The organism is Kitasatospora sp. NPDC091335 (genome assembly GCF_044757205.1).
Taxonomy (GTDB): Bacteria; Actinomycetota; Actinomycetes; order Streptomycetales; family Streptomycetaceae; genus Kitasatospora.
Genome location: NZ_JBIVUM010000022.1, coordinates 30,319 through 43,704, shown reverse-complemented (window position 1 = coordinate 43,704; position 13,386 = coordinate 30,319). Strand labels below are relative to the sequence as shown.

The following is a 13,386-nucleotide window of genomic DNA, read 5'->3' as shown; positions in this document are numbered from 1 at the left end:
GGTGCAGCGGCCCGCGGACGGGCCGGCGCCGTAGCGGGCGCGGCGTCCGTCCGCGTGCCGTGGTGACCGCCTGTGCTGTCTGCGCTGCTCCCGTTCACCCCTACATCATGCTGGAAGCGCCGCCTCATGCGGCGCGGCGGGCGGCGATCCGCTCCGCGTCCGGCCAGCGGACGTCCCGGACCCAGCCGGCCAGCTCGAACCAGCGGATCAGCCGGGCCGAGGAGTCGATCTGCCCGCGCAGCACCCCGTGCCTGGCCGCGGTCGGGTCGGCGTGGTGCAGGTTGTGCCAGGACTCCCCGCAGGAGAGCACGGCGAGCCACCAGACGTTGCCGGAGCGGTCCCGGGAGCGGAACGGGCGCCGGCCCACCGCGTGGCAGATCGAGTTGATCGACCAGGTGACGTGGTGCAGCAGCGCCACCCGGACCAGCGAGCCCCAGAAGAAGGCGGACAGCGCGCCCTCCCAGGAGAGGCTCACCAGGCCGCCGACCAGCGCGGGCAGCAGCAGCGAGAGGGTGGTCCAGAGCCAGAACAGCCGGGAGATCCGCCTTATGGCCGGGTCGCGCACCAGGTCCGGGGCGTAGGTGAGCTGAGAGGTCTGCTCCTCGTCGAACAGCCAGCCCATGTGGGCCCACCAGAGGCCCTTCATCAGCGCCGGGAGGCTTTCCCCGTAGCGCCACGGGGAGTGCGGGTCGCCGTCCTTGTCGCTGAACCGGTGGTGCTTGCGGTGGTCGGCCACCCAGCGCACCAGCGGGCCCTCGACCGCGAGGCTCCCGGCGACCGCCAGGGCCAGGCGCACCGGGCGGTTGGCCTTGAACGCGCCGTGGGTGAAGTAGCGGTGGTAGCCGACGGTGACGCCGTGGCAGGTGAGGAAGTACATGGTGACGGCGATCGCGAGGTCCGTCCAGCCCAGGCCCCATCCCCAGGCCACCGGGACGGCGGCCACCAGGGCGGTGAACGGCACGAGGATGAACAGGCCGAGCGCGATCCGTTCGGCGAGGCCCTGCTTCTCGCCGCCGCGGGTGGCGGACAGCCGGGTGGCCGCGGCGTCGGGACCGGTGGTGTCGGGGCCGGTGGTGCCGGCGGTGTCGTCGGAATCGGTGGTCTCGCCGGCTTCGGCGGGATCGGTATCGGGAGACGGAGTGGGGGACGTGTTCCCCGCGCGCGCCTCGCCTGCCTGGATGGTCATGGGCGTCCCTTTGCGGCGTCCCGGAACGGGAGAGAAGCGGATCCTACGGTTGCGTAACCTACGGCATCGTAGGTTGCGCTCCGTGTCCAGGGGAACACATCGCAGCGCGGCGCTTGAGTGAATTCACCCGACTGGATGGATGAACCGGGGGCGCGCCGGGCCGGTCGCGGAGGCCGGAAACGGGCCCGCGGATCGGTGCAAGTCGATACCCACGGCAGGGCCCTCTCGGGTAGGGTCTGACACGACTGTCCGCCGTGGTGTAATGGCAGCACAGGGCCCTTTGGAGGCCTTTGTCTGGGTTCGAATCCTAGCGGCGGAGCCTCTGCGCGCCTCTGGTTCGGGCGATTTCGACCGCGCCGGTATTGTCGGTGCTGCTCGGCGGACTGTGCGAATGGCGACCGGCCTGGGTCCCGGCCGGGCCTGCTCTGCCCTCTCCGTGAACCTACCGAGGAGCCTCCCCCCATGGGTGCCAATTCGCTTGCCGCCGTTGTCGTGCTCGCCGCCGGTGGCGGGACCCGGATGAAGTCGAACAAGCTGCCCAAGGTGCTGCACGAGGTGTGCGGGCGCTCGTTGGTGGGTCATGCGGTCTCGGCGGCCCGGGAACTGACGCCCGGCCAGCTGGTCGTGGTGGTCGGCCACCAGCGCGAGCTGGTCGTGGCGCACCTGGCGGAGCACTATCCGGCCGCGCGCACCGCGGTGCAGGAGGAGCAGAACGGCACCGGGCACGCCGTGCGCACGGCGCTGGAGTCGCTGACCGCCGACGGCGTGGAGCTGGACGGCACCGTCATCGTCACCGCCGGCGACTCGCCGCTGCTGACCGGCGAGACCCTGCGCCGGCTGGCGGACGCGCACACGGCGCAGCGCAACGGCGTCACCGTGCTGACCGCCGTCGTCCCGGAGCCCTTCGGCTACGGCCGCATCCTGCGCGACGAGGACGGCACCGTCGCCTCGATCGTCGAGGAGCGGGACGCCACCGCCACCCAGCGCGCGATCACCGAGATCAACTCCGGCGTCTTCGCCTTCGACGCCAAGCTGCTCACCGAGGCGCTGGGCGAGCTCACCACGGACAACTCACAGGGCGAGGAGTACCTGACCGACACCCTGGAGATCCTGCGCACGGCGGGCCACCGGGTCGGCGCCGTGGTGGCCGAGGACCACCGGGACATCCTGGGCATCAACGACCGGGTCCAGCTGGCGCAGGCCCGCCGGCTGCTGAACGACCGCCTGCTGGAGCGGGCGATGCGCGCGGGCGTCACCGTGGTCGACCCGGCGACCACCTGGCTCGACGTCCAGGTGACGTACGAGCCGGACGCCGTCGTGCTGCCCAACACCCAGCTCCAGGGCGCCACGCACCTGGGCGAGGGCTGCGAGGTGGGCCCGAACTCGACCCTCAGGGACACCGGGGTCGGCGCCGGCGCCCGCGTGAGCAACACCACGGCCGACCGCGCCGAGGTGGGCGAGCAGGCCTCCGTGGGCCCGTACGCCTACCTCAGGCCGGGGGCCAGGCTGGCCCGCAAGGCGAAGGTCGGCACCTACGTCGAGGTGAAGAACTCCGAGCTGGGCGAGGGCGCCAAGGTGCCGCACCTGTCCTACATCGGCGACGCCACGATCGGCGAGGGCACCAACGTCGGCGCGGCCTCGGTCACCGTGAACTACGACGGCGTGAACAAGCACCGCACGGTCATCGGCGCGCACTGCCGAACCGGTTCGGACAACATGTTCATCGCCCCGGTCACTATCGGTGACGGCGCTTACACCGGCGCCGGCTCGGTGATCACCACCGACGTTCCGGCCGGCGCGCTCGGCGTGAACCGTTCGACGCAGCGCAACATCGAGGGCTGGGTCGAGCGCAAGCGCCCCGGGACGGAATCCGCGCAGGCCGCGAAGGCGGTGGCGGACGGGGCCGGGCGGGCCTGAGCGGGCGGGGCGGGGCCCGGGGCCGGGGTCCCGAGGCGGACGGTTTCTGCGCGGGCGCGTAACCTGGGGGACATACGTGCGCCACTGGGCTTACCGCCCGTGTCCAGGCGTACCGACATTTCCCCAACCCATGCCGCGAGCGGGCCCTGCCTGCCCGCACCGGGTCGAGGGTTCAGCGTTCGCAACGCGAGGAGACGGTGCAGTGAGCGGGATCACGACGTCGGGTGAGAAGAAGCTGAAACTCTTCTCCGGCCGTGCCCACCCGGAGCTGGCGAGGGAGGTGGCCGAGGCGCTCGGGACCGAACTGGTCCCCACCAAGGCCCTGGACTTCGCCAACGGCGAGATCTACGTCCGCTTCCTGGACTCCGCGCGCGGTGCGGACTGCTTCGTGATGCAGAGCCACACGGCTCCCATCAACCAGTGGATCATGGAACAGCTGATCATGATCGACGCTCTGAAGCGGGCCTCCGCCAAGAGCATCACCGCGATCCTGCCGTTCTACGGCTACGCCCGCCAGGACAAGAAGCACCTCGGTCGCGAGCCCATCTCGGCCCGCCTGGTCGCCGACCTGCTGCGCCAGGCCGGTGCCGACCGCCTGATGGCCGTGGACCTGCACACCGCGCAGATCCAGGGCTTCTTCGACGGTCCGGTGGACCACCTGTTCGCGCTGCCGCTGCTGGCCGACTACATCGGCGGGAAGGTGGACCGCTCCAAGCTCACCGTCGTCTCGCCGGACGCCGGCCGCGTGAAGGTCGCCGACCAGTGGTGCGACCGGCTGGACGCCCCGCTGGCGATCATCCACAAGCGCCGCGACATCACCCAGGCCAACACCATCCTGTCGGCCGACGTCGTCGGTGACGTCAAGGACCGGGTCTGCGTCCTGGTCGACGACATGATCGACACCGCCGGCACCATCTGCGCCGCGGCCGACGCGCTGTTCGACAACGGCGCCGCTGACGTCGTGGTGGCGGCCACCCACGGTGTGCTGTCCGGCCCGGCCGCGGACCGGCTGAAGAACTCGCGGGTGAGCGAGTTCGTGTTCACCAACACGCTGCCCACCCCGGCGTCGATCCAGCTGGACAAGATCACCACGCTGTCCATCGCCCCGTCGATCGCCGCCGCGATCCGCGAGGTGTTCGAGGAGGGCTCGGTCACCAGCCTCTTCGAGGGCGTGCACTGACGAAGGCCCGTGCAGGCGGCCCCGGTCCGGACGGACCGGGGCCGCCGCCGATTTCGCGGGAGGGCGTCGGTGCGGTTAGACTCGTGAAACTGCTCGGCGAGGGATGCCGTGCGCCTGTTCGACGGGCGCCCGCTCCGTGATCGACGCGCTGCCGGTGCCGGATTCCCGTCCGCCGGCAGGCCGTTGCCGCCGAGTAACCCCCGTACTGAGGGTGTGGTCCCGGCGGTTTTTCGCGTTGCCTGCACCCCCGCGCCAGTTCCCACGAGGAGTGCAGTCGTGTCCGAGATCCGTATTGCCGCTGAGACCCGCACCGAGTTCGGCAAGGGTGCCGCCCGTCGCGCCCGCCGTGCCGGCTTCGTCCCGGGTGTCGTCTACGGCCACGGCCACGCCCCGGTTCACCTGAACCTGCCCGGCCACGACCTGATGATGGCCCTGAAGACCCCGAACGCCCTGCTGGTCGTGCCGATCGAGGGCACCGACGAGTACGTGCTGCCGAAGGCCGTCCAGCGCGAGGCCATCAAGCGCACCATCGAGCACGTCGACCTGCTGCTGGTCAAGCGCGGCGAGAAGGTCACCGTCGAGATCCCGGTCCTCACCGAGGGCGAGCTGGCCCCCGGCGGCAACCTGCTCGAGCACGTGCTGAACGCCCTGCCGATCGAGGCCGAGGCCACCCACCTGCCCGAGTCCGTGACCGTCTCGGTCGAGGGCCTGGAGGCCGGTGCCTCCATCCTCGCCAAGGACATCGTCCTGCCGGCCGGCGTCACCCTGGCCGTCGAGGCCGACGCCGTCGTGCTGCAGGTCATCGGCGCCCAGGCCGCCCCGGCCGAGGACGAGGCCGCCGAGGCCGAGGGCACCGAGGCCTGAGCCTCCCCGCCAGTCTGGACCGCTGCCCCGGTCGCTCCCGTCGGAGCGTCCGGGGCAGCGGTGTGTCCGGGATGATGACGACGAGGGCGGACACGCCCCGAGGGAGAGGAAGGACCATGGCGGACGAGTACGAGGGCCCGTGGCTGGTGGTGGGGCTGGGCAACCCGGGCGAGCAGTACGCCCGGAACCGGCACAACATCGGCTTCATGGTGGTGGACCTGCTGGCGCAGCGGATGGGCGCCAGGTTCAAGGCGCACAAGAGCCGGGCGCAGGTGGCCGAGGGACGGCTGGCGGGCAGGCGGGTGGTGCTGGCCAAGCCGATGACCTTCATGAACCTCTCCGGCGGGCCGGTGACGGCGCTGCGCGACTTCTACAAGGCGCCGGCCTCGGCGCTGGTCGCGGTCCACGACGAGCTGGACATCGACTACGCGGCGCTGCGGCTGAAGCTGGGCGGCGGGGACAACGGCCACAACGGGCTGAAGTCGATCACCAAGTCGCTGGGCCCCGACTACCACCGGGTGCGCTGCGGGATCGGCCGCCCGCCGGGCCGGATGGAGGTCGCGGACTTCGTGCTGAAGGACTTCTCCTCGACCGAGCGCAAGGAGCTGGAGTGGTTCGTCGACCGCTCGGCGGACGCGGTCGAGGCGCTGCTGTCCGAGGGGCTGGAGCGGGCCCAGGGGACGTACAACTCCTGACCGTCCTGACCGTTCGTCAGGACCGTGTGCGGAGTACGCAACAGTCGTACAACGCTTGCCCGCCCGGACCTGAATCGGTGTGAGAACCCCGTGCGGGATCGGATAGCGTCGGCCCGGTACGCGAACGAGTCCTGGGGAGTTCTCGATGCGGAGATTGCGTCCGCTCCGCCGGCTGCGGTGGAGCCGGGTGGTCCGGCTGAAGCAGCTCGGACGGCGGGTCGGCACGGCCGGTGCGCTGGGGGCGGCCGGGGTCCTGCTGTCGGGCGGTGCGGTGGCGCACGCCGACTCGGTCGCGGAGCCGGACGCGGGGGCCTCCCCGGAGCCAGCGGCGGCGCAGTTCGGGCCGGTGCTCGGCGACTCGGTGGGCCCCGACGCGGGGCTGCTGGCGGTCGGCGGCGGCCTGGTGGTGGCGGCCGGCGGCGCGGCGCTGTGGCTGAAGCGCAAGCGCGCGGGCGAGGCCGTGGAGTAGCTGAACCTCACGACCGAGGGGCCGGTGTCCTGGACACCGGCCCCTCGGTCGTTCTCCGGACCGGCCGTCAGCCGGTGTTGCGCAGACCGGCGGCGATGCCGTTGACGGTCAGCAGCAGTGCGCGGGCGCGCAGCGGGTCGTCCTGGCGCCCGGCCGAGAGCTCCTCGCGCTGGCGGCGCAGCAGCGCGACCTGGAGGTAGGAGATCGGGTCGAGGTAGGCGTCGCGGACCCCGAAGGTCTGCTTCAGCACCGGGTTGTGCTCCAGCAGTTCGCTCTCGCCGGTGAGCCGGAGCACCTCGCGCAGGGTGAGGGCGTGCTCGGCCTTGATCTGGTCGAAGACGTGGCGCAGCTCGCCGGGCACCAGCTGCTCGACGTAGTGCCGGGCGATCCGCAGGTCGGTCTTGGCCAGCGTCATGGCGACGTTGGACAGGAAGTTGCGGAAGAAGTGCCACTCGCCGTACATCTCGTCCAGCACGTCGCCGAGGCCGGCCTCGCGGGCGGCGGCGAGGCCGGAGCCGACGCCGTACCAGCCGGGGACGATCTGCCGGGACTGGGTCCAGCCGAACACCCACGGGATGGCCCGCAGGCCGTCCAGGCCGGCGCCGGAGTCGGGGCGGCGGGACGGGCGGGAGCCCAGGTGCAGCGAGGCCAGCTGGTCGACCGGGGTGGAGGCGAAGAAGTACTTCGGCAGGTCCTCCTGGTCGACCAGGCCGCGGTAGGCGGTGTGGGCGGCCTCGGAGACCTGGTCCATCGCGGCGTCCCAGCGGGCCAGCGACTCGGGGGCCTGGCGCGGGGCGGTGTGCAGCGCGGAGGCGGAGAGCGTGGCGGAGATGGTCAGCTCCAGGTTCTCCCTGGCCAGCGAGGGGAGCAGGTACTTGTCGGAGATGACCTCGCCCTGCTCGGTGACCTTGATCTCGCCCTCCAGGGTGCCCCAGGGCTGGGCCAGGATGGCCTCGTGCGAGGGGCCGCCGCCGCGGCCGACGGTGCCGCCGCGGCCGTGGAACAGGCGCAGCCGGATGCCGTAGCGGTGGGCGACGTCGCGCAGCCGGCGCTGGGCGCGGTGGATCTCCCACTGGGAGGTGGTGATGCCGCCGAACTTGGAGGAGTCGGAGTAGCCGAGCATGACCTCCTGGATGTCGCCGCGCAGCGAGACCAGCAGGCGGTAGGACGGGTCGGAGAGCATCTCGTCGAGGATGCGGTCGGCCTGCTGGAGCTCGTCGGTGGTCTCCAGCAGCGGCACGATGCCGATCTTGGCGATGCCGGCGTGCAGGTCGAGCAGGCCGGCCTCGCGGGCCAGCACGGTGGCGGCGAAGACGTCGTCGGCGCCCTGGCACATCGAGATGATGTAGCTCTCGACGATCTCGTCGCCGAAGCGCTCGAAGCCCTGGCGGATGGTGTTGAACACACCGAGGGTCTTGGTGCCTGCCTCGTCCAGCGGGGCCGGGGTGGGGGCGAGCGGGCGGCGCGAGCGCAGCTCCTTGGCGAGCAGCTTCTGCCGGTACTCGCGGGGCATGTCGGCGTAGCGCCAGGCCTCCTCGCCGAGCCGGTCGAAGAGCTGGCCGAGGGCGTGGTGGTGGGCCTCGGCGTGCTCGCGCACGTCCATGGTGGCGAGCTGGAGGCCGAACGCCTCGATGGTGCGGATGGCGCGGGCCAGGCGGCCGTCGGCGATGAGCTCGCCGCGGTGGGCGCGCAGCGAGTCCTGGATCAGCCGCAGGTCGGAGATCAGCTCGCGGGTGCCGAGGTAGTCGCGGCCCTCGACGTGCGGGGTGCCGCCGGCCAGCCGCTCGCGGGTGTTCTCCAGCTTGAGCCGGATGCAGGTGGCCTTGAGGCGGTACGGCTCCTCGGCGTTCATCCGCTTGTAGCGCGGGCTGAGTTCGGGGAGCAGGTGCAGGTCGGTGTTGAGCGAGGCGAGCAGCTCGACCGAGGCGCCGGCCAGCCGCTCGGAGGTGGAGAGGGTGCTGCGCAGGTCGTCGATCGCGGCGAGCGCGTCCTTGATGCCGTACTCGTGCTGGAGGTTGAGGACGTCCCAGGTGACCTGCGGGGTGACGTTGGGGTTGCCGTCGCGGTCGCCGCCGATCCAGGTGCCGAAGGTGAGCGGCCGGACGCCGTCGGGCAGGCCGAGGCCGACCCGGGCGAGCTCCTCGTGCAGCTCCTCCAGGACCTCGGGGACGGCCTCGCGGTAGAGCTCGTCCAGGTAGTAGACGGCGTTGCGGGCCTCGTCGGTGGGCTCGGGGCGGGCGATGCGCAGCTCGTCGGTCTGCCAGAGCAGGTCGATGACCTCGGCCAGGCGGCGGTCGGCGGAGCGCTTGGCGCTGCTGGTGCGGGCCTGGTCGGCGGCGGCCAGACCGGAGGTGACCTCGTCGCGGTGGATGCGGTCGAGGAGCTCGCCGATCCTGCGCAGCTTGTTGAGGACGCTGCGGCGGGCGGCCTCGGTCGGGTGCGCGGTGAAGACCGGGCGGACCGCGAGGTGGGCCAGGGTGTCCTGGAGGTGCTTGGCGTCGGCCTCGGCGAGCAGGTCGGCGGTCTGCGCGAGCAGCGAACCCTCCCGGGCGCGGCGGGTGGCGAACTCGCGGCCGCGGTGCACCTGCTCGGTGACGTTGGCGAGGTGGAAGTAGGTGGAGAACGCCCGGACCAGCTTGGCGGCGGTGTCCAGGTCGATGTCGGAGAGGAGTTCGGCGGTGGCCTCGCCGTCGGTGCGGCTCAGCAGGCGGACCTGTTCGACCAGGCCCAGCAGCTGGGGGCCCTCCTGGCGGACCAGCGTCTCGCCGAGCAGGTCGCCGAGGCGCCGGATGTCCGCCCGCAGGGCGGCGTTGTCGGCGGTGACGGGCGTGGGGCTGTCCGCCGGGGTGGGGACCGGAGCGGTCACGGCTGGCTCCCTGTGGTGGTGGGGTTCGGCAACGGCTCATCGTCACAGGTCCACACGGGTGTGGCGGGCGTGACGCGTGCGGACCGCGCTGTCCGACGCGACCAGCATAGGTGTCGGGGCCGGTGCTGTCCGCGAGGTGGCCGGATGGCGGACAGGGCTGCCGAAAACGACTTGTGGTCTGGACCACTTGGCGGCTTCGGCGAGTGTGCCGGGCAATCCCGGTGGGGAGGGGAGGGGGTTGCCGCAGGACACCGCTTAGGCTGTGGGGCATGAGCAAGTCGCCTGGGGAGCGCATGCCGGTCCGGTCGTTCTGGTGGTGGAAGCGGCCGCGCAGCGCCTTCCTGGACATCGGGCTGGCGCTGCTCGCCGCCCTGGAGTGCACGGTCAGCACGGTCGGCTTCCTTTCCGCCAGGATCCATGTGAGCGCCGCCGGCACGGTCGGGATCGCCGTGCTGGGCACGCTGGCCGGCGGCTCCCTGGTGGTGCGCCGGCGCTGGCCGGCCGTCCCGGTGCTGGTGACGCTGCTGGTGATGCCGGGAATGCTGGGCGTGGTGCTGCTGGTGGTGGCGCTGTACACGCTGTCGTCGACCTGGGAGTGGCCCTCGCGGCGCCGCCGGGTGGTGGCGCTGTCCGCGCTCGCCTTCGCCGAGGCGGCCGCCGTCATGACGGTGACACTGATGACGCCCGATGACACCCTGGTGGAGCGGCCGCCGATGTGGGGCCTGATCCTGCTGGCGCTGCTGGTCGCGGTCGGGCTGACCGTCGCCCCGGTGGTGACCGGGCTGTACGTGGGCGCGCGGCGGCGGCTGATCGAGTCGCTCAAGGACCGCGCGCACGGCCTGGAGACCGAGCTGGACCTGCTGGCCGAGCAGGCCCAGGAGCGCGCCCGCCGGGCCCGGCTGGAGGAGCGCACCCGGATCGCCAGGGAGATGCACGACGTGGTGGCGCACCGGGTCTCGCTGATGGTGGTGCACGCCGGGGCGCTGGAGCGGATAGTCGCCAAGGACCCGGAGAGGGCCGCGCAGAGCGCCAAGCTGATGGGCGAGGTGGGCCGGCAGGCGCTGAACGAGCTGCGCGAGATCCTCGGGGTGCTGCGGATGGACGACGCGCGGCAGCCGGAGCCGGACTCGCTGGCCGGGCTGCCCCGGCTGGTGGACCAGTCCAGGGCGGCCGGGATGGCGGTCACGCTGACGGTCAGCGGCAGCCGGCAGGAGTTCACCGGCGAGGCCGAGCAGACCGCCTACCGGGTCGTCCAGGAGGGCCTGACCAACGCGCACAAGCACGCGGGCGGCGCCCAGGTGTCCGTCCTGCTCTCGTACGCGCCGAACGGCGTGCGGGTGGCCGTGGTGAACGCCTGCCCGGGCGGGGAGCGGGGCGCGGCGAAGCTGCCCAGCGGGGGCAACGGGCTGGTCGGGATGCGGGAACGGGTGATCGCCCTGGGCGGCACCTTCTCCTCGGGGCCCGAGGCGGACGGCGGGTTCCGGATCGAGGCGGTGCTGCCGTCCCGGCTGACGGTACGGGCCGAGCGGCTGGGCTGACCGGCCGGGTCGAGCGGCTGGTTGAGCCGCCCTCAGCGCCCCCGGTCCGGGGACGCCCCCGGCCGCTCAGTGCTCGTCCGGGGTGCGCAGCCGCTCCGGGACGGTGCCCAGGACCAGCGCGGAGATCGCCTGGTCGATGCCGTGGCCGAGGAACCACTCGCCGGCGTGGTCCAGGCTGTAGACCCGGCCCTCCTCGTCGACGGCCAGCAGTGCCTGCCCGTACGCCTCCTCGCCGAGCGGGGCCAGCTGCGTCCCCAGCGCCCGGCCGAGGTCGAGCAGGGTGCGCGGCTGGTGCAGGCCGCACAGCGGGTCGATCAGGAACGGGGTGCGGGCCAGCTGACGGCCGGGGCCCGACAGGTCGAAGGCGAGGCTGCCGAACTCGGCCCAGGCCTCCACCGCCGCCGGGAACACCGCGTGCCGCACGCCGGTGGGAGCGCCGAACCCGACCAGGGCGTCGGCCCACTCCTCGGCCTGCCGGATCTGCCAGCGGCCGGGGTGCCAGCCGGCCGTCTTGAGCTCGGCGGCGACGTCCGCGGGGAAGCGCGGGCGGGTCCGCGGGCCGGCGGAGGAGAGGGTGGCCGGTGCGGGCGGGATGGGCGGATTCAGGACGGGCTCCAGGGCTGGGGGACGGGGGACGTGCCGGCGCTCGGCCGGTCAGTGCACGGGCGGGGCGACGGCGACGCTCCGCACGGTGAAGTGCTCCAGCATCGGGGCGCAGGAGCGGCAGGGCGGGGCGTGGCTGCCGTGCGCCGGGTCGCCCTCCTCACGGATCCGTACGGTCGTCATCCGGGAGCCCTTGAGCGCCTTGCGGGCCTCGTGCAGGGTCATCGGCTTGCGGGCGGCGCGCTTGGAGCGCCTGCCGTCGACCGTGGTCAGGTACTGGGAGAGCAGGACCGCCTCGGGGCAGCGCCCGGTGAACCGCTCGCGGGCCTCCACCGGCAGGGTGTCCAGGAAGTCGGTGACCAACTGGTGCAGGGCAGGGCGGCGGTGGTCCTTGTCGCCCGCCAGGGTGTGCACCTCGCCGCCCTTGAGCGACAGCGCGGCGGCGACGGCGGGCAGCAGGCTGTCGCGGTGGTGGCGCAGCACGGGAGGGCCCGCCGGCTCACCGGTGGTCATCCGTCGTCCTCCTCCTGGTCACCCGGCGTCGGTCGGAGTGGCCGGGCCGGTCCGGTCCGGGGCAAGCCTGTCAAACGACACCGACAACCGCACAACCGGGGTGCGGTGGCGGTCGGGGCCGCGACGGACCGGCCGGGCGGTCACCCGATCTTGGCCGAACACGTACGCCCTCGTCACGACTTGTCCGCCGATCTACCGAAACGGCCCCGGGAGCCGGTCCGCGGCCGGTACCGTTCCGGCAGCGAGCCGAAGGGGACGCGGCCGACCGTGCGGGGCAGCCGCCGACGGGGCCGGCTCCGGTGCCCGCGTCGGACGTTGAGGCTGCCGGGAAGGGCCTGCCGCCCGCCCCGGCGCTGAGCGAAGGGGCTCGTGCGATGACGTCGAAACCGGCGGACGACCACTGGCAGGCCGCCAACCAGGCACCCGGCGGCCACGTGCCCGCACCCGACGAGCCGCCCGGGGCGGTGCCCGAGCACCCGGTCGGGCTGGCCGTGGTCGGGGCCGGCTACTGGGGCCCGAAGCTGGTCCGCAACGCGCAGCACACCCCGGCGCTGCGGCTGCACTGGCTGTGCGACCTGGACGAGGCCAAGGCCCGCGCGGTGCTGGGGGAGTACAGCACCGTCGGGGTGACCGGCAGCTACCGGCGGGTGCTGGCGGACGAGCGGGTCGGCGCGGTCGCGGTGGCCACGCCGGCCGGCGCGCACTACGCGCTGGTGCGGGCGGCGCTGGAGGCCGGCAAGCACGTGCTGGTGGAGAAGCCGATCACCACCTCCGCCGCCGAGGCCGGGGAACTGGTCGGACTGGCCGAGCGGCGCGGGCTGGTGCTGATGTGCGACCACACCTTCTGCTACACCCCGGTGGTGCGGCGGATCCGCGAGCTGGTGCACGGCGGGGAGATCGGGGACGTCCAGTTCTTCGACTCGGTGCGGATCAACCTCGGCCTGGTGCAGCCGGACGTGGACGTGCTGTGGGACCTCGCCCCGCACGACCTGTCGATCCTGGACTTCGTGCTGCCGCCCGGGGTCGAACCGGTCGGGGTGTCCGCCCAGGGCGCCGACCCGATCGGGGCCGGCCGGGCCTGCGTCGCCTACCTGACCGTCCGGCTCAGCAACGGCGCGCTCGCGCACTGCCACGTCAACTGGCTCTCCCCGACCAAGGTCCGCACCACGCTGATCGGCGGCTCGCGGCGCACCCTGGTCTGGGACGACCTCAACCCCCAGGCCCGGCTGGCGGTGCACGACCGCGGGGTCGACCTCACCCCGCCCGACCAGCTGACCGACGCGATCCGGCACCGGGCGCTGATCTCCTACCGGGTCGGCGAGATGGTGGCGCCGGCCCTGGTCGAGCAGGAGGCGCTGCGCAACGTGATGGCCGAGTTCGCCGCCGCCATCACCGAGGGCCGGGCCCCGCTCACCGACGGGCGGGCCGGGATGCGGGTGCTCCAGCTGCTGGAGGCGGCCTCGCTCAGCCTCGGACTCGGCGGCGTCACCGTCCCGGTGGGGGCGGGGGTCCGGGCCGGGGCGGAGGTCCGGTGAGCGCCGTTCCGGCGGCGGGC

General features: G+C 73.0%; 11 protein-coding genes and 1 tRNA gene. 8 read left to right on the top strand and 4 right to left on the bottom strand.

Going from position 1 to position 13,386, the window contains the following annotated elements; genetic code table 11:
- Positions 1-124: 124 nt before the first annotated feature.
- Complete coding sequence (locus tag ACIQOW_RS34000) at positions 125-1,186, bottom strand: acyl-CoA desaturase (protein WP_401091527.1); 1,062 nt, start codon at positions 1,184-1,186, stop codon at positions 125-127.
- Positions 1,187-1,434: 248 nt separating this feature from the next.
- Here ACIQOW_RS34000 and ACIQOW_RS33995 point away from each other — a divergent pair.
- The 6 genes from ACIQOW_RS33995 to ACIQOW_RS33970 all read left to right on the top strand — a co-directional run bounded on the left by ACIQOW_RS33995 (position 1,435) and on the right by ACIQOW_RS33970 (position 6,311).
- Positions 1,435-1,505, top strand: a tRNA-Gln gene (locus ACIQOW_RS33995).
- A gap of 143 nt (positions 1,506-1,648) precedes the next feature.
- On the top strand, positions 1,649-3,103 hold the full coding sequence (gene glmU / locus ACIQOW_RS33990) for a bifunctional UDP-N-acetylglucosamine diphosphorylase/glucosamine-1-phosphate N-acetyltransferase GlmU (protein WP_401091525.1): 1,455 nt from the start codon (positions 1,649-1,651) through the stop codon (positions 3,101-3,103).
- Between the two features lie 202 nt (positions 3,104-3,305).
- Positions 3,306-4,283, top strand: a complete 978-nt coding sequence (locus ACIQOW_RS33985; protein ID WP_188294709.1) for a ribose-phosphate diphosphokinase — start codon at positions 3,306-3,308, stop codon at positions 4,281-4,283.
- Between the two features lie 276 nt (positions 4,284-4,559).
- Positions 4,560-5,147, top strand: coding sequence for a 50S ribosomal protein L25/general stress protein Ctc (locus ACIQOW_RS33980; RefSeq protein WP_188294708.1), 588 nt, complete (start codon positions 4,560-4,562; stop codon positions 5,145-5,147).
- A gap of 116 nt (positions 5,148-5,263) precedes the next feature.
- A complete protein-coding gene (gene pth / locus ACIQOW_RS33975; RefSeq protein WP_188294707.1) occupies positions 5,264-5,842 on the top strand; it encodes an aminoacyl-tRNA hydrolase in 579 nt (192 codons plus the stop codon).
- A gap of 145 nt (positions 5,843-5,987) precedes the next feature.
- The gene (locus ACIQOW_RS33970) at positions 5,988-6,311 is read left to right on the top strand and encodes a hypothetical protein (RefSeq protein WP_401091522.1); all 324 of its coding nucleotides are present in this window, start codon (positions 5,988-5,990) and stop codon (positions 6,309-6,311) included.
- Positions 6,312-6,378: 67 nt separating this feature from the next.
- On the opposite strand, the gene ppc is transcribed toward ACIQOW_RS33970, so the two are convergent.
- Positions 6,379-9,177: a phosphoenolpyruvate carboxylase gene (gene ppc / locus ACIQOW_RS33965; protein WP_401091520.1), complete on the bottom strand. Its 2,799-nt coding sequence runs from the start codon at positions 9,175-9,177 to the stop codon at positions 6,379-6,381.
- A 269-nt stretch (positions 9,178-9,446) separates the two neighbouring features.
- Between ppc and ACIQOW_RS33960 the strand changes: the two genes are divergently transcribed.
- Positions 9,447-10,715, top strand: coding sequence for a sensor histidine kinase (locus tag ACIQOW_RS33960; RefSeq protein WP_401091518.1), 1,269 nt, complete (start codon positions 9,447-9,449; stop codon positions 10,713-10,715).
- A 66-nt stretch (positions 10,716-10,781) separates the two neighbouring features.
- Here the strand turns inward: ACIQOW_RS33960 and ACIQOW_RS33955 are convergent, their stop codons facing one another.
- Both ACIQOW_RS33955 and ACIQOW_RS33950 read right to left on the bottom strand, forming a co-directional pair.
- Entirely contained in the window at positions 10,782-11,309 is a 528-nt protein-coding gene (locus ACIQOW_RS33955; RefSeq protein ID WP_401091671.1) for an SUKH-3 domain-containing protein, read from the bottom strand.
- A gap of 60 nt (positions 11,310-11,369) precedes the next feature.
- Positions 11,370-11,831: a YwqJ-related putative deaminase gene (locus ACIQOW_RS33950; protein ID WP_401091516.1), complete on the bottom strand. Its 462-nt coding sequence runs from the start codon at positions 11,829-11,831 to the stop codon at positions 11,370-11,372.
- 374 nt (positions 11,832-12,205) lie between these two features.
- Between ACIQOW_RS33950 and ACIQOW_RS33945 the strand changes: the two genes are divergently transcribed.
- Positions 12,206-13,366 (top strand): Gfo/Idh/MocA family protein, encoded by a 1,161-nt coding sequence (locus ACIQOW_RS33945; protein WP_401091514.1) that lies wholly within the window; start codon positions 12,206-12,208, stop codon positions 13,364-13,366.
- The last annotated feature ends 20 nt before the right edge of the window (positions 13,367-13,386 follow it).